Source organism: Actibacterium sp. 188UL27-1 (genome assembly GCF_016901225.1).
Classification (GTDB): Bacteria; Pseudomonadota; Alphaproteobacteria; order Rhodobacterales; family Rhodobacteraceae; genus 188UL27-1.
The window spans coordinates 21,825-39,718 of the sequence record NZ_JAFEUL010000029.1; the positions used below are offsets into that span (position 1 = coordinate 21,825).

The 17,894-nt window shown below is 59.1% G+C and carries 12 protein-coding genes and 3 pseudogenes; 7 read left to right on the forward strand and 8 right to left on the reverse strand.

The window, feature by feature from the left end; genetic code table 11:
* Window positions 1-244 precede the first annotated feature (244 nt).
* Window positions 245-982, forward strand: coding sequence for a VPLPA-CTERM sorting domain-containing protein (locus IU397_RS21895; protein WP_239479989.1), 738 nt, complete (start codon window positions 245-247; stop codon window positions 980-982).
* 107 nt (window positions 983-1,089) lie between these two features.
* On the opposite strand, the gene IU397_RS21900 is transcribed toward IU397_RS21895, so the two are convergent.
* Window positions 1,090-1,419, reverse strand: a complete 330-nt coding sequence (locus IU397_RS21900) for a hypothetical protein (RefSeq protein WP_204417663.1) — start codon at window positions 1,417-1,419, stop codon at window positions 1,090-1,092.
* On the opposite strand from IU397_RS21900, the gene IU397_RS21905 reads away from it, so the two are divergent.
* Window positions 1,406-2,002: a VPLPA-CTERM sorting domain-containing protein gene (locus IU397_RS21905; protein ID WP_370541755.1), complete on the forward strand. Its 597-nt coding sequence runs from the start codon at window positions 1,406-1,408 to the stop codon at window positions 2,000-2,002. The two genes, IU397_RS21900 and IU397_RS21905, sit on opposite strands and share 14 nt — an antisense overlap.
* 146 nt (window positions 2,003-2,148) lie before the next feature.
* Here the strand turns inward: IU397_RS21905 and IU397_RS21910 are convergent.
* The 4 genes and pseudogenes from IU397_RS21910 to IU397_RS21925 all read right to left on the reverse strand — a co-directional run.
* Window positions 2,149-3,015: pseudogene (locus IU397_RS21910) on the reverse strand (IS3 family transposase); the annotation flags it as partial.
* A gap of 300 nt (window positions 3,016-3,315) precedes the next feature.
* A complete protein-coding gene (locus IU397_RS21915; protein WP_204417665.1) occupies window positions 3,316-4,425 on the reverse strand; it encodes an IS110 family transposase in 1,110 nt (369 codons plus the stop codon).
* Between the two features lie 80 nt (window positions 4,426-4,505).
* The gene (locus tag IU397_RS21920) at window positions 4,506-5,189 is read right to left on the reverse strand and encodes an alpha/beta fold hydrolase (RefSeq protein WP_204417667.1); all 684 of its coding nucleotides are present in this window, start codon (window positions 5,187-5,189) and stop codon (window positions 4,506-4,508) included.
* 29 nt (window positions 5,190-5,218) lie between these two features.
* Window positions 5,219-5,797, reverse strand: coding sequence for a recombinase family protein (locus IU397_RS21925; RefSeq protein WP_204417688.1), 579 nt, complete (start codon window positions 5,795-5,797; stop codon window positions 5,219-5,221).
* A 163-nt stretch (window positions 5,798-5,960) separates the two neighbouring features.
* Between IU397_RS21925 and IU397_RS21930 the strand changes: the two are divergent.
* Window positions 5,961-8,857, forward strand: a pseudogene (locus tag IU397_RS21930) (Tn3 family transposase).
* Between the two features lie 169 nt (window positions 8,858-9,026).
* Here IU397_RS21930 and IU397_RS21935 read toward each other — a convergent pair.
* Complete coding sequence (locus IU397_RS21935) at window positions 9,027-10,070, reverse strand: glycosyltransferase family A protein (RefSeq protein WP_204417669.1); 1,044 nt, start codon at window positions 10,068-10,070, stop codon at window positions 9,027-9,029.
* Window positions 10,071-10,342: 272 nt separating this feature from the next.
* Window positions 10,343-11,218, reverse strand: a complete 876-nt coding sequence (locus tag IU397_RS21940; RefSeq protein ID WP_204417671.1) for a LysR family transcriptional regulator — start codon at window positions 11,216-11,218, stop codon at window positions 10,343-10,345.
* Window positions 11,219-11,313: 95 nt separating this feature from the next.
* Here IU397_RS21940 and IU397_RS21945 point away from each other — a divergent pair, with 95 nt between their 5' ends.
* Complete coding sequence (locus IU397_RS21945) at window positions 11,314-11,490, forward strand: hypothetical protein (RefSeq protein ID WP_204417673.1); 177 nt, start codon at window positions 11,314-11,316, stop codon at window positions 11,488-11,490.
* A 294-nt stretch (window positions 11,491-11,784) separates the two neighbouring features.
* On the opposite strand, the gene IU397_RS21950 is transcribed toward IU397_RS21945, so the two are convergent.
* Window positions 11,785-12,969: an ATP-binding protein gene (locus IU397_RS21950; protein ID WP_204417674.1), complete on the reverse strand. Its 1,185-nt coding sequence runs from the start codon at window positions 12,967-12,969 to the stop codon at window positions 11,785-11,787.
* Between the two features lie 510 nt (window positions 12,970-13,479).
* Here IU397_RS21950 and IU397_RS21955 point away from each other — a divergent pair.
* The 3 genes and pseudogenes from IU397_RS21955 to IU397_RS21965 all read left to right on the forward strand — a co-directional run.
* Window positions 13,480-15,999, forward strand: coding sequence for a hypothetical protein (locus IU397_RS21955; protein ID WP_204417676.1), 2,520 nt, complete (start codon window positions 13,480-13,482; stop codon window positions 15,997-15,999).
* A 324-nt stretch (window positions 16,000-16,323) separates the two neighbouring features.
* The gene (locus IU397_RS21960) at window positions 16,324-17,196 is read left to right on the forward strand and encodes a site-specific integrase (protein ID WP_204417678.1); all 873 of its coding nucleotides are present in this window, start codon (window positions 16,324-16,326) and stop codon (window positions 17,194-17,196) included.
* A gap of 9 nt (window positions 17,197-17,205) precedes the next feature.
* Window positions 17,206-17,754, forward strand: a pseudogene (locus tag IU397_RS21965) (transposase zinc-binding domain-containing protein); the annotation flags it as partial.
* Between the last annotated feature and the right edge of the window lie 140 nt (window positions 17,755-17,894).

Here is a 17,894-nt window from a genome sequence, read left to right on the forward strand (position 1 = left end):
CAATTCAATATTTGTATTTTAATATCAATGCATTGTAATATTTTTGAACCGCGGTTCGTTGCCGATATGAAAACATTCTGTTCGGGGTTGCGGACCAATGGACACACGCCTGGGATGCAAATGCAGCATTCGCCTCAAATCGGGTTGAAATTCGTTGTCGGTGGAGATGCCGTTGGATATATCTGCCGCCAACGTTCCGGGTCCGCCCGGTGCTCAGAAACGAACCCATAGAAAGGCTGTGACCTTGTCGCATACCGTAAAAATGCTTTTGGGTGCCGCTGCTATTGCTGCTGCGCCAACCATCTCTTCGGCCGCGTCGCTGGATTTCAGCGCTGGCTCCTTTGACGCCGTCAATGACGTGCTGACCTTTTCGAATGTTGCAGCCGGTACCGACCTGGTCGTGAGCACTATCGGTGGCACCTCCTGGGCATCCAACAACGATGCGCGCAACGGCACCGCCAATGGCGATGACGGCCGCATCAACGTGGCAACTGGCACCATGGCCGATCTGCGCTTTTCGTTCATCAACCGGGACACCGGCGGTGCGGCGACCCTGGCCGATATCGACCTGGCCTTCTTTGATCTGGACTTCGCTGGCCAGGAAAAGCTGACCCTGCGCACGGCAGCTTCCACCATCACCCGCGTCGACACCGCCCTGGGCGTCTCGACCGAGCCGGGTTCCGTGACACTGACCGGTGCCAGCGACGTGAACGTGGCCAATGTCACCGACTCTTCGTCGCTGACCGAAGATCAGGAAAAGGCCGCCGTGATCTTTTCGTTCGACAGCGTGTCGAGCTTTGATCTGAGCTTTGACGCTGGCGGTGCGCTGGGTTCGGGCCGGAACTTCATCTTTGATGATGACTTCGCCTTCACCACCGACACGACCACGATCGACTTCCCGGCCCCCGTGCCGCTGCCCGCTGCAGGCTTCCTGCTGATCGGTGGCCTGGGCGCCCTAGCTGTGGCCCGCCGCCGCAGTTAAGCGATCCGGCCGGAAACGGTCACCGAACAGTCATAAAACGGCGCGTCTGCAGACGCGCCGTTTTTCTTTGCGCAAATGATTTAGGCATTTGGGCAATAGGCCGCCATTCAACCCTGGGTAGCTGACGAAGCTGCTTGACCAGAGGTAAAAAAGACGGCACTCCCCAACTGTGTTTTTTCCGTGGCTTCGTCCGGCACAAATGTGGCGGTCAGTCGCCTTTCGAGTTTCTGAAAACGTACTGAATGCAAACCGATCAAGAGGAATTCTTCCTTGATACACTCTGCAAAGATTCTCCTGGCCGCGGCTGCGCTTGCAGCAGCTCCGACCATTTCATCGGCCATATCGCTGGATTTCAGCGCGGGCTCCTTTGATGCCGTCACCGATACGCTGACTTTCTCGGATGTGGCATCCGGCACTGATCTGGTGATCAGCACCATCGGCGGATCATCCTGGGATTCGCGCCGCGATACCAAGAACGGTACGGTCAACGGCAATGACGGCCAGATCAACGTGGCCACGGGCACAACCGCCGATCTGCGGTTTTCCTTCATCGACAGCGCGACCGGTGGATCGGCCACGCTGACAGATGTGGAAATGGCCTTCTTTGACCTGGACTTTGCCGGGCAGGAACAGTTGACCCTGACATCGCCCGGCACGACCATCACCCGGGTCGACACGGTTCTGGATGTGTCCACGGCACCCGGTGCCGTGACAGTGGGTGGCGCTGCGGCCGTGAATGTGCCCAACGTGACGAACTCGGATACGCTGACGGATGAGCAGGAGCAGGCGGCAGTTGTCTTTGCCTTTGATGGTCTGTCGAGCTTTGATTTGAGCTTTGAAGCCGGTGGTGGTGTTGGATCCGGTCGGAACTTCCTGTTCGCAGGTGATTTCGAATTTGTGGGCCCAACGGATGAGATACCATTCCCCCCCGCACCGATTCCCCTGCCCGCAGCAGGCTTTCTGCTGATCGGTGGCCTGGGCATCCTGGCGATGGCCCGCCGCCGCCGCACCGCAAAGTAAATTGCGCGTCGCCGCCGATCTGGCAGGCGACCGCACCCAAACATCAAAACGGCGCGTGATCCCACGCGCCGTTTTTGTCGGGCGGCCCCCGAATGACCGGCTGACATGTGGACCTGTCGCGTTTTCGTGCCGCCCCTGGTGCTTGTTTAGGCCACCTTGCGTTCGAATGCGACCGGGCTTTTCCAACCCAATGCTGAGTGGCGGCGGCGCGGATTGTAGAAGCCGTTGATGTATTCCAAGATGGCCATCTCAGCCTTGCGTCGTGTCTCCCAAGGATGCCGCCAGATCAGTTCAGCCTTGATTGTTTTGAAGAACGTCTCGACGGCAGCATTATCATAGCAATTGCCTTTCCCAGACATCGATACCTTGAACCCGTTCTGGCGCAGGATTTTCTGATAGTCATGAGAACAATATTGCGAGCCACGATCCGTGTGATGGATGCAGCCTTTGGGTGGTTGCCTGAACGCGATGGCCATCTTCAGCGCCCGGATCGCGAGGTCACGCTTCATGCGGTTACTCATTGCCCAGCCGATGACGCGCCGCGAATGCAGATCTAGGATCACGGCTAGATACAACCAGCCCTCGCGCGTCCAGACATAACTGATGTCGCCCGCCCACGTTTGGTTTGGGACATCAGAGTTGAAGCCGCGATCCAACAGGTTTGGCGCGATATTGCACTTGTGGTCACTGTCTGTAGTCACCTTGTGTTTGCGCGTCCTGACAACAGATATGCCGTTCTGACGCATCAAGCATCCAACACGGCGATGCCCGACATTCAGACCAATCTCCTTGAGCTCTTCGGTCATACGTGGCCGACCATAACTGCCCAGGCTGAGACGGGATTGTTCTTTGATGTGCGCAAGCATCACCAGATCAGACCGTTGCCTACGACTGGCCGGACGGCTGCGGAAGGCTCGCAATCCGCGCGTGCTAACGCCGACGACATCGCAAAGGCGGTTGGCTGGAAAGCTACACCTGTGTTCTTCGATAAACCTAAACTTCATTGCTTTAGGGGTCGCTTAGGGCTGGGGGCGAAATAGTACGCTCTCATGAGCGTTTTTGGTCTTCCCGGCACGATGAGACTACCCCACTGGCGCGGGATGGTCAAAGTTTGTAGCCTGTACAGGCGCTGGAGACGGTTGCCGCAATCGAGTGTTGTCATGCTCTCATCCGCGGATTGGATACCGCCTTACCAAATACGACGTGGGATTGCCTCTCTCTAAGACCGGGGGTTCGCCCCACCGCACTCCGAGGATTTCCCCATCAATGGCCACCATCTCCAGCGGACTGCACAGGCAGTCTGGCTGGGTCGTTTAGGCCTTGAGCGGTGTTTTCCTGGCAATATCCCATACGAACCCGGCCAGTTCCCGTGCAATAGCGGCCAAGACGCGGGGTTGAGGTTTGCCTGTCCTGCTCAGAGCGCGATACCGTTTGCATAGGCGGGTCTGGGCTTTCCAGCCAATATCCTTGATCTGCTGGGGCAAATGCGCCGAACGCTTGAGGTATGGATGCCCTTCTTTCGGAGGGTGGCGATATGACCACCCGGCCTCGACGAGCCTCGTGCGCGCCAGTGCATTGCCCGTCTTGGTCAACCGTCCACGTCGCGTCGTGCTTCCGCTGGAGTGCTCACTCGGGACAAGACCGAGCCAAGCCATCAACTGCCGGGGGTTTTCGAACCAGGTGATGTCACCGATCTCGGCAACCACAGTGGCTGCGATGGTGGTGTTCACGCCGCGCAAGGCGCGCAGAGCATCAACAACGGGCGCAAAATGCCAGCCTGGAACAGCGTCTTCGATGGCTGTGTTCAATGTTGCAACCCGATCTTCTGCCTGGGCAAGGGCGCGTTTATACTCTTCGAATGCCAGCTGCTGATGCGGGAACCGGAACTTGCGCATCTCAGCAAGCCAACGGCGATGGCGCTGCGTCCAGTACTTCCCGTTCTCGTAACAAAGGCCATGTCGCAGCAGAAAGCTCAAGAGTTGTTGCTTGGCGGTCTTCACCGCATCCATCGCCTGCTTGCGGGCACGGATCAGATCACGCATGGCTTCTTGCTCTTCATCAGGTGTCCAGATCGGGGTCAGTTCGCCCGCCCGCCAAAGCCGTGCCAGCATTTCAGCGTCGCGCCGGTCTGTCTTTACCCGATCGCCTGTTTTACGTGGGATCATCGTTGGTGCGACGACCGCGCATTCGAACCCAAGCTTCGTCAAGTGCCGATGAATGCCGTAACCACAGGGCCCAGCTTCATAACAAAATGAGGGCGTGTGTCCATTCTTCCTAAGCGTCTTCGTAAGCCGTAAAACGGCATCAGCTGAATTGACCACCGTTCCATGAAACCGCATCTCGCCATTCCTGCCGTCCTCTGCAACAGCCACTGCAATCGTGTCCTTGTGAACATCCAATCCCACATAAAGCGTCTTGTTCATCCGTATCTCCTCCGTCGAACAATCCTGTGTTCGCCGAGAAAATCACGGGCACCACGCCCGCCGCAAAACGCTCATCTGGTCTAAGGATTCACGGAAGCTTGGTGAGTGTAGCTGTCCACGACGCTTTTGATGAGCTTGTTGACCTGATCGGCGTTCGTGATCGGAAGATAGTGCCCAGCAGATTTTACGATATGCAAAGTTCCATGCTTCGCACGGGCGGCCATTGAGCGGCTATAGCTGATGCCAGGCAGTTGGTCGTCTTCACCGGTCATGACATGTACGGGAAACGGCCAGTTGGCGAGGTCTTCTTCGCGGTTAGGCCGAGTGTGGAAGGCGGTCAATCCGTTGACGAGATGATCCACATTTTGATCCAATGCGATTGATCGTGCCTGGCTTTTCTGTGGTGCTGATGAAAGCAGTGGCTCCCAGTATGTGGCCCAAGCCGCTTTAACGCCTTTGTTTTCCAAGAGATCAATGGCAGCCTTCAAGAAATCGGGTTCAGGGTTATGACCCGCCTTTGTTCCAATCAGCACAAGCGCTGCAACCCGTTCGGGTGCGAGGGCGGCAATCTCAAGTGCGCATGATCCCCCAACAGAACAGCCAACAACAACCAGTTTGCCTTCATGCGCTTGAACGAGGGCCTGCTTAGCCCAGTTTTCGATGTGTTTTCCGAATGTATAGAGATCGGGGGCGTATGTCTTGTTCGGCAAAATGGCCGTTTGCTGCGACCACATTTCTGGGCCGAACGGGAGTGCGTGCAGCAAGAGAAGACCCAGATCGGATTTTAGATACCTCATATGTTTTTTGTTCGATTTAAAGTTCGGTAGACGGTTGGCCGCGACACGGAGAAGACCTCGGCCAGATCGCTGATGGAATATTCCCCGGTGGCGTGCATACGAGCTAGCTCGCGCTGCTGTTTCTCCGATAATTTGGGCTGTTTGCCGCGCAGCTTCCCCTTGGCCCGCGCAATAGCCATGCCTTCGCGGGTGCGCATGCGGATAAGATCGGCTTCGAACTCGGCGAAGGTGGCGAGGATGTTGAAGAACATCTTTCCCATTGGATCGGTGGGGTCATAGACAGATGCGCCCAAGGCGAGCTTCACGCCTTTCGCTTCTAGCTGATCGGCGATGGCGCGGGCATCTGGAACGGAACGAGCAAGCCGGTCGAGCTTGGGTACAACCAGAGTGTCGCCTGCCCTCACAGCAGCAATTGCCTGATCCAACCCAGGCCGTGCACGGTTTGTGCCGGTCAGGCCATGGTCGGTGTAGACGCGATCCGGGGTCACACCGAGCATTTCGAGCGCCTGTTTCTGGGCGGTGAGGTCTTGGCCGTCGGTGGAGCAGCGGGCGTATCCAATTTTTGTCGCAGTCATAGGCAAAGTGTACGGATAAGGGGCCTCTTTTGCAAATTTAATCGTACCAGATATATGAGACGACAAAAGCAGTGGTTTCATGTGGCGCGTGTGTTCGTTTGACTCTGTCCGCTCAGCGTCCGTCTTTCGGACGCAGCCGTTATCTCTCATTCAGGAAGATACCTTGCCACGACGACAGATTTTGAACGCCCGCCAACGGGCCGTGCTCTTTGACTTGCCGACAGATCAGGAAACGCTGCTGCGCCATTACACCTTGGCCGATGATGACATCGAGCACATCCAGTCTCGGCGCAGGGCGCACAACCGTTTTGGCTTTGCACTGCAGCTCAGCGCCTTTCGGTATCCAGGGCGGTTATTGGTGCCGGGCGAAGTCATTCCATCAGAGATCACAGACTTCTTGGCCGCGCAGCTTGGCCTGAACCCGGACGATCTGACCGAGTATGCGCACAGGGCTGAAACTCGGCGCGAACACTTGGCCGACCTGCGTGAAATTTACGGATACAAGATGTTCACCGGGCGCGGCGCTCGCGATCTTACCGACTGGTTGGCTGGCGAAGCTGAAACCGCACAATCCAATGCCGATCTCGCCCAAAGGTTTGTCGAACGGTGCCGCCAGCACATGATCATCGTACCTGGGATCACCACCGTTGAAAGGCTTTGCGCGGACGCCCTGGTTGCTGCCGAACGGCGGATTGAGACCAGGATCGTCGAGCGGGTCAGTGACGATGCCAAGCGCAAGCTTGACGGTTTGCTGTCTGAACTGATTGACGACCGGATCACCCGTTTTGTCTGGCCGCGCCAGTTTGAAGTGGGTAGCAATTCCGCCGATGCATGTCGTCTTTTGGATCGTCTGGAGCTTTTGCAGGGGCTCAATCTCCAACCCGATATCCTCGACGATATTCCGCCCCACAGGGTCACCCGCCTGCGCCGCCAAGGTGAGCGTTACTTTGCGGACGGCTTGCGCGACATATCCAGTGACCGGCGACTTGCGATCTTGGCTGTCTGCGCCATCGAATGGGCCGCTGCCATCGCGGACGCCATTGTCGAAACCCACGATAGGATCGTTGGGAAGACTTGGCGAGAAGCCAAGAAAATCTGTGACGCGCGGGTCGATGCTCAGAAGGTGACCATTGAACAGACGCTACGCTCATTGACAGAACTTGGGTCAGTGTTGTTGGCGGCAAGAGCCGATGGTTCCGACTTGAATGGCGCCATTGCAGATCATCCCGGATGGGCTGGTTTGGAAACCCTGATCGCGCAATCCTCGAAGCTGACCAGCGCGCTTTCCGCAGATCCGCTCAGTCATGTCAAACAAGGCTATCTACGCCTCCGGCGATATGCGCCACGCATGCTGCGGGCCCTAGATGTTGAGGCCGCACCCGTCAGCACCCCACTCTTGAAAGCAGCACAGATTCTATCTGGGGAGGCCGTCTCGGGCATGCGACCAATCGGGGTCCTTCGCAAAACCTCGAAGTGGCACAGGCATCTGAGGACCGAAACAGAACACGATCACCGATTGTGGGAAGTGGCTGTCCTATTTCATCTGCGTGATGCTTTTCGGTCAGGCGACATCTGGCTCGCGCATTCCAAGCGTTACGCTGATCTCAAACAGGCACTTGTTCCGGTCGAAGCCGCAAAATCGGTACCACGATTGGCCGTTCCCTTCGATCCTGATACTTGGATCAGAAAGCGCGAATGGCCGATGGCTTGAAACGTCTCGCCAAAGCCGCGCGAAACGAGGCCATCCCCGGCGGCACCATTGAAGATGGCATCTTGCATGTTGACTGCTTGAAGCATGACGTACCGCCCGAAGCGGATGAGTTGGTGCTCGATCTGTATCGCCGCCTGCCAGACGCGCGCATCACTGACATTCTGATGGATGTGGAAGACGAACTCGGATTTGCCGAAGCCTTCACCCACCTGCGCACAGGTGTGCCATGTGCAGACAAAATCGGATTACTGAACGTCTTATTGGCCGAGGGCTTGAACCTTGGCTTGAGCAAAATGGCAGAGGCAACGAGCACGCATGATTACTTCCAGCTCTCGCGCATCTCCCGGTGGCATGTCGAAAGCGATGCTATCAATCGTGCCCTGGCCATGGTGATCAAAGCCCAATCTGATCTGCCCATGGCGCGCTTCTGGGGAACCGGCATAACCGCATCAAGTGACGGCCAATTCTTCCCTGCGTCCCGGCAGGGCGAAGCCATGAACCTGATCAACGCGAAATATGGGAACGACCCAGGCCGCAAAGCATATACCCACATCTCTGACCAGTTTGGCCCCTTTGCCACTCAGGACATTCCTGCGACCGTCAGCGAAGCACCCTACATTCTCGATGGCCTGCTGATGAATGAGGCTGGCAAGAATATCAAAGAGCAATACGCCGATACCGGCGGCTTCACGGATCATGTCTTTGCCGTCACATCGCTGCTCTCCTATCGCTTCATCCCGCGCATCCGCGACCTGCCCTCGAAACGGCTCTATGTCTTCGATCCTGCGGCAACGCCTCAGAAATTGCGCAACATGATCGGCGGCAAAATCCGCGAAGACCTGATCCGCCAAAACTGGCCTAACCTTCTGCGCGCCGTTGCGACCATGGCGTCTGGGTCTATCCCACCCAGTCAGCTCCTCAAGAAACTGGCTTCCTATCCTCGCCAACATGAGTTGGCCTTGGCACTCCGGGAAGTCGGGCGGGTAGAACGGACACTCTTCATCATCGACTGGTTGCTTGATGCCGACATGCAGCGTCGCGCCCAAATCGGACTGAACAAAGGCGAGGCCCATCACGCTCTGAAAAACGCCCTGCGCATTGGACGCCAGGGCGAAATCCGTGACCGCACCGCCGAGGGGCAGCATTATCGTATGGCCGGTCTGAACCTGCTGGCCGTGATCATCATCTACTGGAACACAAAGCATCTCGGGCACGCCGCAACAGCACGAAATCGCGCCGGTCTCGATTGCTCACCAAAATTTCTGTCGCATATCTCGCCCCTCGGATGGGCCCACATCCTGCTCACGGGCGAATACCGGTGGAAAAATTCAAGCAGAAAACCCTTATGATACGATCCTGCCCCTTACCGGAATCGACCCCTGTCTTGCTGAAAAGCAACGAGAACGGACATGGCCCAGACAGAACTCGATTTGCGTGAAAGACGGACGATCGAAGACATGCACCCTCTTCCCATTATGTGTTCTTAAATATCCAAATCCCAACCGTCCGCCGGGGCGGTCAGGTTTGAGGTTCAGACCTGAGCGGGGCCGGCAAGGCGCGCCGGGTCTCCAGAAAGCGCATGGCCAGGGCCGGCATGAAACTGGTCCCGGCCATCAGAAACGCCTGCACCACCTGGACCTTGCCGGTCCCCGCGCGCAACAGGGCCTGGGCAGCCATCTGCGCTGCTTGCCGTGTGACCCAGGCACGGTGGGAAGGCGAGGTGCGCGCATCTTCTTCGATCATCATTTTCAGCCCCTTGAACAGGGCCGCCTGCCCGCCTCGGTCAAGCGGGGTCTGGTCGTAATAGGCGGCGCGAAACGGCGCCAGCGCCTCGAACACACGGGGGCTCAGATCCGCCTGCTGCACGGGCACGGCAATCCGCTTGGCCTCGGCCAGCATCAGCTTCCATTTGGTGCCTGTCAGGGATCCGTCATGTTCGCGGTAGCGCAGCAGCACATCCGGGATACAGGCGATCTTATGGTCCGCACTCAGGCGAGCCAGGATATCGTAATCCTCCGACACGGTACAGGCCGGATCATAGCGCAAGGGCATCTCATCCCGGCGGAACAGGAATGTCGGATGCCGGAACGGCATGACAAAGCGGGTCATCCAGCGCGCGGCAAACGGGTCCTGCCCGCGCACACTGACCTGGAACGGCGTGCCATCCCCGCGGATCCGGGTCACGCTGCAGCCGATCAGCGTGATCTCGGGATTGGCTTCCAGATAGGCATGTTGCCGGGCCAGCCGGTCAGGTTCGCAGATGTCATCGGCATCCATCCGGGCCACGTAAGCGCCCCGTACATGGTCCAGCCCCAGGTTCAACGCGCCGGGCAGGCGCAGGTTGGTGTCGGGCCGGATCACGCGGATGCGCGGATCTTCGGCGGCCAGGCGCGCCAGGACCTGTGGCGTGTCATCGGTGGAGCCATCATCAATCACCACGATCTCGATATCGGTGAAGGTCTGGCCCATGACGCTGCGCAGCGCTTCTTCGATATAGGGCACACCATTATGGACCGGCAGCAGGACCGAAATCTGGGGGACCGCTGAGGTCTGCGAGTCCATGGCATGTCCTTCTGACTGATTGCGCCATCCAAGGCCGTCCCTAGGCCATGGCTTCCGCCGTATCAAGCGAGCGTTAACCAATTCTTACGACCGGTTTGAGGTCGTTTTTTTGGCTTTTTGTGGCAAATGTAAAAGGCCATGGGTTGCGTGTCCTGTTCGGGCAAGAAGATTAGGGCGTCATGCGAAAAACCTGAATCACGTAACACGACCTGAAATCATAGATTTCAACGCGTTACGTGATACGCGATATTTCAGGTATTTCGTCAGACGCTCTAGGGGCTGGTCTGGCCGAGCAGCCATGTCTTGAACACCGCCCCGCGATCAGAAAGCTGACCGGGCGGATGAATGATATAGTATGCCAATCCCTGCCGGCGCTCCCGCATCAAGGCGACCAACCTGCCCTGGGCGATGTCCTGCTCAACCAAGGGGCCGGCGATGACCGAAACACCCGCACCGACCCGAAGTGCTGGCAATAACATGCTAAGCGTGGGCACCTGCTTGACTTGGCAGGCCGTCAGATTCAGCCCAAGGTCGGTCAGCCACCGGCGCTGTTCGTAATGCATGGTCTCAAAGATCCACGGCAATGTGGCCAGGTCGTCGAAGGTATCCGCCTTTTGTCCCTGCAACAGCGCAGGCGCGGCCACAATGACGAAATCGGCCTGGACCAGGTGCACGGCCTCCAGTCCCGGCCAGCCCCCACGCCCATAGCGGATCCCCAGGTCGAAACTGTCGCGGCGCAGGTCCACAACCTCCCTGTTTGGCGTTATCGAAACGGTGATATCGGGATGGGCCGACCAAAAACCGGCCAGGCGGGGCATCAACCAATGTTCGGCAAAGCTGGGGGTTAGGGTCACCTGCAACGGGCGGGCGGCCATATCGGCGGCCACGGCCCGCACGCCCGTGGTGATCACGCCAAACCCCTCTGCCAGGGAGGCCGACAAGCGCTGCCCAGCTTTTGTCAAGGCAACGCCGCGGCCAGACCGGACCAGGAGGGAGGTCTGCAAATGCGCCTCGACCGCGCGCACATGCTGGGCAATGGCGGCATGGGTGACATTCAATTCCCGGGCGGCCAGGCTGAACGACCCGGCCCGGGCGGCGGCCTCGAACGCGCGCAAGGCGGCGAGGGAGGGGATATCACGCCAATCCATATGAAAGCTCAGCTAACATTTTAGAAATCATAAAATCTCGTAATACCAAACTATGGAGGATAGCTTCAGGGCATCACCTTTGGAAAGGAAAAGCCATGCTTACAGTTATCGCAGATGCGCTGCGCGTCGCAACCCGGACCGAGGCTCGAACCGAGGATTGGGCCGCGCCAGACCATTGGCGCCACCATCACACCCGCCGCAACCAGGCCGAACTTGAACGCCAGGCCGCAGAGCAACGTGCGAAATCCTATCGCGTCACCGGTCTGTGGTAAAACGCCCCAGTTGACCCGGCCCGTTGGTCAAGCGAGCCACTCCAGCGGTGCCGCCCCCGGCGGCCCGCTGCCATTATCGGCAGGCGTGACCGGGGCAATTGGCCCTGTTCGCCTTACGGGTTTCATATGGCCGGTACGATGACCTTCTTAAACAAGAGCAGTGCTATGACACCTGCCGTTCCGTAAAACGACTGAGAACTGATTAGACGCGGACGAGGGGAGCTTTCGCTGCGGCTGCCCCAATGGCAGCTTTCCAGATCTTTTCTGCAATCGAAATCTGCTTACGGTCACGACTCAGCTTTTTGAGCCGCCTAGCTCCCAATTCCGCCGGAGATAATCGTCGAACATTGGGACAGTGAAATCTATATCGCCATATTGAGGACTGTAAATCATTCCCTTGTCGATGATTTGCGCTCGACGAGGTCCAAGCTTGGAAGGAGGCTCACCCAGACGTTCGGCGACTTCTGAAGAGCGATAAGGGCCTTTGCCAAGCTCTGCCATCGCAACCACGTACTCACGCTCCTTTGGTGTTAGTCTGTCGAACCGGACTTGGAAGAAACCATCGTCCAGTCTCTTCAAGGCACTGTTGGTGGCATTCTTGACGTCGCTAGCATCAATCGGTGACTTGTCAGCAGTATTCCATGATTGGAAGCCCCACTCTTGCAAGAAGTATGGATAACCTTCGGTGATTTTGTTGATTTCACTCAGGGCACCGTCGGTTATCTCTTCGCCTTCCTCCCTTATAGGTCCTCGTACTGCTTTCAAGGCGGCTTCTTCATCGAGAGCCCCAACTTTTGGGTAAGAAAAGAGCCGTTCGGCATATGATTTGGCATCGCCAGAAAGACCAGCCAGCTGCGGAAGCCCTGCGCCAAAAAAAATGACTGGAAGCTGTTTTTGACCAACTTTGTGGATAGCAACAATGAGCGCTGCCAGCTCACTTGATTTGAGATATTGGACCTCATCAATGAGGAGGCACCAACCCTTGCCAGCTGCTTTTGCAGCGCTCCCAATCGCGACGAACATATCAGGGAGATCGTATTCCAGATTTCCGCTATCCGCTACGCCTGGTTCCGGGTCAACGGAAACTGACAGGTCCCCGATCTGCACTTTGAATGCACCGGCAAAGCTTCTCAGAGCTTTCATTGCGGCGTGCGTTTTTGCTTTAGCGTTCTCTATCAACGACAGTTTTCGGAGCACTTGTTGCATCTTTGGGTATAAAAGCTCAGCAAGAGGTTTATCCTCCGGTGCTTCGATAACAGATGTTAGGTAGCCATTTTCTTCGGCAGCGTTTTCGATAGTGTTGAGCAAAACAGTTTTGCCGGTCCCGCGTAATCCAAGCAGCATCTGAGATTGCGCATGCTTTCCAACCAACATCCTTTTCAAAGCAGTGTCTGCGTCTGAGATAATCTCATCTCTACCGGCAAGTTCCGGTGGTTGTGAGCCCGCGCCGGGCGCGAATGGGTTTCTGACAGGGTCCATTGATCTACCTACATCTAACCGGTTATATACGATATAGTTTATAACTAGTTAGATGTCGATATACTTATGGCTCGCGCCGCGAAAGCTGACATTTGAGCGCCCTGCAGCATCGGTCAATTTGGGCTTTTCAGGCGCACCCGCTGCGATCTGCAGGAACGTCCACACCGACGTGCGGGTCCTGTTTCGGCCCCAGCCGTAAGCGCCCCCCGCGCCGCTTAACCGACCCTTACTGCCCCGCCCGTGTCAGGCGGATCGGCGGCAACGCGCCCTGCCCTGCCCTTATGGTGCGCGCCGTCCGGCAGGGCTGGCCGATCCCCCGATTGCCGTCTCTGCCGGGCCGCGATTAGAGTGCCGGCACGGATATGCCGGAGCGTGACCATGACCGATAGACCAGAGGCTTCCCGGCGACCCGGACCTGCGACTGGCGTGATCCTCTGGATCCTGTGCCTGGCTTTGCAGTCTCTCCAACAGGTGGACCGGTGGCTTCGCCACTGCAGGAGAGCAGCGAAGATGGGACTCAATCTGGGCCTGAACATCACGGCGGCCTCGGCCATCGTGCTCAGCACATCCACGGCCAGCCCGGGCGATGTGATCGACATTCTGGGGCTGACCGCCGATCAGGCGCGCCAGGCCACCTTCCGGTGGCGCGAAGCGGACGGGCCCAACATCCCCGGCGCCACCGGCCCGCGCTATACCGTGTTGCAGGCCGATCTGGGACGGGTGCTCGAAGCGGTGGTGACCTTAGGCGGGCAGACCCTGATCTCCACTGGGACGGTCACGGTCAGCGATCCCGTGGCGCCCCCGGCAAGCCAGCCCACCCAGCTGACCCTGGCGGAGTTTTCGCGCGACAGAACGCTGTTTGATGCAGGCCTCGCCGTCGGGCGTGACAGCGCCGCCATTCCGCTGTCGGGCACGTCCGATGCAGGTGCGGTGATCCAGGCGCGGATCGTGACCGAGGCTGGCAGCGAAGTGGCCCCCTGGGCCGATATCGCCACCACGAACGGGTCGGGCGATTGGGCAGGCCAGGTCAGCACCGGCCAGAATGCCAACTGGATGCGCCCCGAAGTGCGGCTCAAGGCCAATCCGGCCGTGGCGGCCACCACATCCCACCGGTTCGGCACCGGCCTGATCTTTGTCTTTTCCGAACAGTCCAACGGCTTCCGCATCGTCAAGGATTATGACGGGCTGAACGCCAATGCCGCCGTCACCCACCAGCCGATCCTGGACCCGGAGGCGTTCCAGATCATCGACCTGAACAATCGCGGCGGCCAGAACGACACCGATACCGGCACGGTCGGCAATTTCCGCTTTGTCACCGATGCCACCCCGCGCACCAAACCCCTGGCCGAGATGGCCTCGATCCTGACCCAGAACGCACCGGGGCTGAAGGTGCTGATGGTGTCGGATAACAAATCCGGCGTGGCCCAGACCCTGACCTTGCGCGATAATGATGATCGCCGCCGGTTCGAGGTGGTCGAAGCCCTGTTCGATGCGGTCACCGCCGATGGGGCCACGATCGGGGCGTTCCTTTTGTCCCACACCAATTCCCTGAACAACAGCGATGGGGAATATGCCCGCTACGTCGCCGCGGCCTTCCTGAACAAAAACCTTAATGGGGCGACCTTTGCCACCAGCTTCCCCGCCGCCCTGCCCGATGGCAATGGCACGGTCGACCATACCTGGCTGGATCTGCTGCCGGGGCTTGCCACGGGGGACACGGCATTGGTCGTCCAGGGGTCGGGCTTTGGCGGGGTCTATCCGGGCACCGGCAATTTCCTGGAAGAGACCGCCGCCTATCGCCACCTGCGCTCGCGCAACCAACTGGCCGCCGCCTTCCCCGACACGGTCATCCTAAGCGGTGATCACAACCTGGCCCATCTGGGCACGACCGAGGGCGGCAATTGGGGCGATGTCTCCCACTATACCGCCGACAGCGATTACGGCGTGATGGAGCGGGCGCGATCCCTGATGGCGCTGACCCTGCGCGATGTGGGCGTGCTGGATTTCGACTTGCCCCAGATCGACCAGATCACCTGGGAGGCCGACCATGTGCGCCTGGGCTCCAGCGCCGGGCCGATCACCACCGTGGCCAAGGCGCAGGGCCTGCCCGCCCTGCCCTCCGCCGCCGATCCGCTGTTCCAGGGGGATGTGCTGGGCCTGGCCGCCGAACCCGGGGATCAGATCACCCGGGCCCTGATCGTCAGCCCCGGCACCACGACCCCGGCCGCCGCAGGGGAGATCCTGGTCTATCCCAATGGCGGGGCCACGTTTGACGGGCTCAGCACGCTTTACTTTGAACCCTTCTCGGGCGGGCCGGCCATCAACAGCCACACCTATTACGTCAATGACGGCCCGAAACACCGCGCCATCGTCGATGTGGGCGTCGCGGGCTGGGACGGGCTGAAGGTGCAATTGCCCAGCGATACCGATGTGATCAATGCGGCCAATGCCCTACCGACCCCATCGGGCCTGTACGTACTGCCGTCCAATTTCAGCAAATATGCCGGCCCCTGGTTCAGCGGCACCGGCCAATGGACGCTGGAGGCGCAGCTCCAGTATCCCGGTGGCACGGCGGCGGCGGGCCTGCTTTACGTCAAGGGGGGCCATCACAATGTCCGCCTGACCGCATCGGGTGACGTGACCGTGGTGACCAAGACCAACAGCAATGGCAGTTTCGCCTTCAACCAGACCTTCACCGGGGCCGTGGCCGACACGACCCAGCTCAACACGGTGCGCGTGGTGGTCGACTATCCCGGCCAGATCGTGCGCCTGTTCGTGAACGATGTCGAAAAGACCAACAGCCGGTTCGGCGTGGCGGGTGAGTTGAACGCGACCCCCACGGATGTCATCCGCCCCAATACCGTGACCATGATCGCCAACCAGGCCAATACGGCCCTGGGCCATATCCGCCTGTGGAAGACGATCCGCGCCGATGGCGGGGCCCCCACGGAGGCGCCGTTCCTCTTTATCGAAGCGGCCCCTGGCGGCGCGGCGGCCACCAGCGACAATGTGAGCGCAGTCCTGAACTAAGCCATCATCCCAAAAGCCTGCCCGACGCAATGCGGCCTGAAGCCAAGGATTTCAACGCGTTACGTGGGGCAGGATGGGTCAGGTATCTGGGATCGCTTCCGACGACGTGCGAAAGCGTATGCTCATGACGAAAAGCCCTATCCGTAAACCCACCATCCACGGCGCACCGCATGAATGGGTAAGATGCGGGACGAGGAGGAAACCGCTCTCGCGGTATTGGCGCTTGAGGCAAGTGGCGCGCGCCGATCTGGGCGCCGGGATTTGGTAGATAGGCGCGCCTGTCGGACGATTGGGACCTTCTCAATCCGATGACAGGAGGTTTCCATGTCTGATCAACACGTTCCCGCTCTGCGCCGGCGGTTTCTCGAAGATATGCGCATCAAGGGTCTGCAGCCGAAAACGCAGACCATGTACCTGCGGGCGATGCGCGACTTCACGCAATTTCCGGGCCGTTCGCCGGACAATGCGACACCTGAGGATCTGCGCGCCTTTCAACTCGACATGAAGGAACGGGGTGTCGGTGCACCTACCTTTAACAACCGGCTGAGCGTCTTGGGCTTTTTCTTCTCGGTGACTTGCGCCCGGCCCGAGATGGAGCGGCACATGCGCCATCAGCGTCTGGCGAAGAAGATCCCGGTCGTGCTCAGCGCCGAGGAGGTCACGCGCATTCTCGAAGTTGCCCCGGGCCCGGGCCTCAAATACAGGGCAGCGTTCAGCGTCGCCTATGGCGGCGGGCGGCGGGCCAGCGAAGTAAGCCATCTGCGTGTGCCCGATATCGATAGTGACAGGATGCTGATCCGGGTCGATCAGGGAAAGGGCCGCAAGGACCGGCATGTGATGCTGTCGCCAAGCCTGCTTGAACTGCTGCGCGACTATTATCGCGAAGCCCGTCCCGCGGGCTGGCTCTTTCCCGCGCGCAACCGGGTCGACCCGATCTCGACCCGGCAGTTCAACCGCGCGTTTGGGGCGGCTTGCGACTTCGCCGAGATCAAAAAGAAGGTGTCACCCCACACTCTGCGGCACAGCTTTGCCACGCATCTGCTGGAGGGCGGGACCGACATCCGCGTCATCCAGGTTCTGTTGGGTCATGCCAAGCTGGAGACCGCAACGATCTATACCAAGGTGGCGACCAAGACGATCCAGAGTGTGACCAGCCCGCTCGATCTGCTGGAGCGACGGGGGGCTGGCTCCGGCTGATCCCGGCCCATGTACCGGCCAAAGCTGGAGGTCGCGGATATCTTCCGCGCCCATGGGCCGGCCTATCGCCGCGAGCACGCCGAACATCTAAACCTGCCGCAGTTGAAGGTGATGTCTGCTATCGAGACCTGCCGGACCGCTGCGCTTGGAGGCCATGTCGCGGCCTGCACCAAGTGTGGTTATGAGCACATCGCCTATAACTCGTGCCGCAATCGGCACTGTCCGAAGTGCCAGGGTGCCGCATCGCGGGACTGGATGCAGGCGCGCATGGAGGACCTGCTGCCCGTCGAGTACTTCCATGTAGTGTTCACGTTGCCGGCCCAGATCGCCGATATCGCCTATCAAAACAAAGCTGCGGCCTGTGGCCTGCTGTTCAAGGCATCGGCTGAGACGCTCCTGACCATCGCCGCTGATCCCAAGCATCTGGGTGCGCGGATCGGCATGACCAGCGTGCTGCATACCTGGGGCTCGGCGATGACGCATCAACCGCATGTCCATGTCATCGTCCCGGGTGGGGGGCTGTCCTCGGACGGTAGGCGATGGATCACATGTAGACCCAGACGAGCGCCGTACAAAAAGAGCTTATTTTGTTGAAGAGGTCGCAGTGATTTGAGGTTCTGGCAGCCTCGCTGGGCTGTTCGCGGGCTTATTGTTCCGCTGGTTGTACCGGGCGGCCTGTCGGTCTGTCGTTTTGCCGG

Bases quoted from the DNA above. Each gene is read 5' to 3' on its own strand.
- IU397_RS21925 (WP_204417688.1), bottom strand. From the start codon at position 5,797: ATGACTGCGACAAAAATTGGATACGCCCGCTGCTCCACCGACGGCCAA.
- IU397_RS21935 (WP_204417669.1), bottom strand. From the start codon at position 10,070: ATGGACTCGCAGACCTCAGCGGTCCCCCAGATTTCGGTCCTGCTGCCG.
- IU397_RS21950 (WP_204417674.1), bottom strand. From the start codon at position 12,969: ATGGACCCTGTCAGAAACCCATTCGCGCCCGGCGCGGGCTCACAACCA.
- IU397_RS21940 (WP_204417671.1), bottom strand. From the start codon at position 11,218: ATGGATTGGCGTGATATCCCCTCCCTCGCCGCCTTGCGCGCGTTCGAG.
- IU397_RS21960 (WP_204417678.1), top strand. From the start codon at position 16,324: ATGTCTGATCAACACGTTCCCGCTCTGCGCCGGCGGTTTCTCGAAGAT.
- IU397_RS21900 (WP_204417663.1), bottom strand. From the start codon at position 1,419: ATGGTGCTGATCACCAGATCAGTGCCGGATGCCACATCCGAGAAAGTC.
- IU397_RS21955 (WP_204417676.1), top strand. From the start codon at position 13,480: ATGGGACTCAATCTGGGCCTGAACATCACGGCGGCCTCGGCCATCGTG.
- IU397_RS21915 (WP_204417665.1), bottom strand. From the start codon at position 4,425: ATGAACAAGACGCTTTATGTGGGATTGGATGTTCACAAGGACACGATT.
- IU397_RS21945 (WP_204417673.1), top strand. From the start codon at position 11,314: ATGCTTACAGTTATCGCAGATGCGCTGCGCGTCGCAACCCGGACCGAG.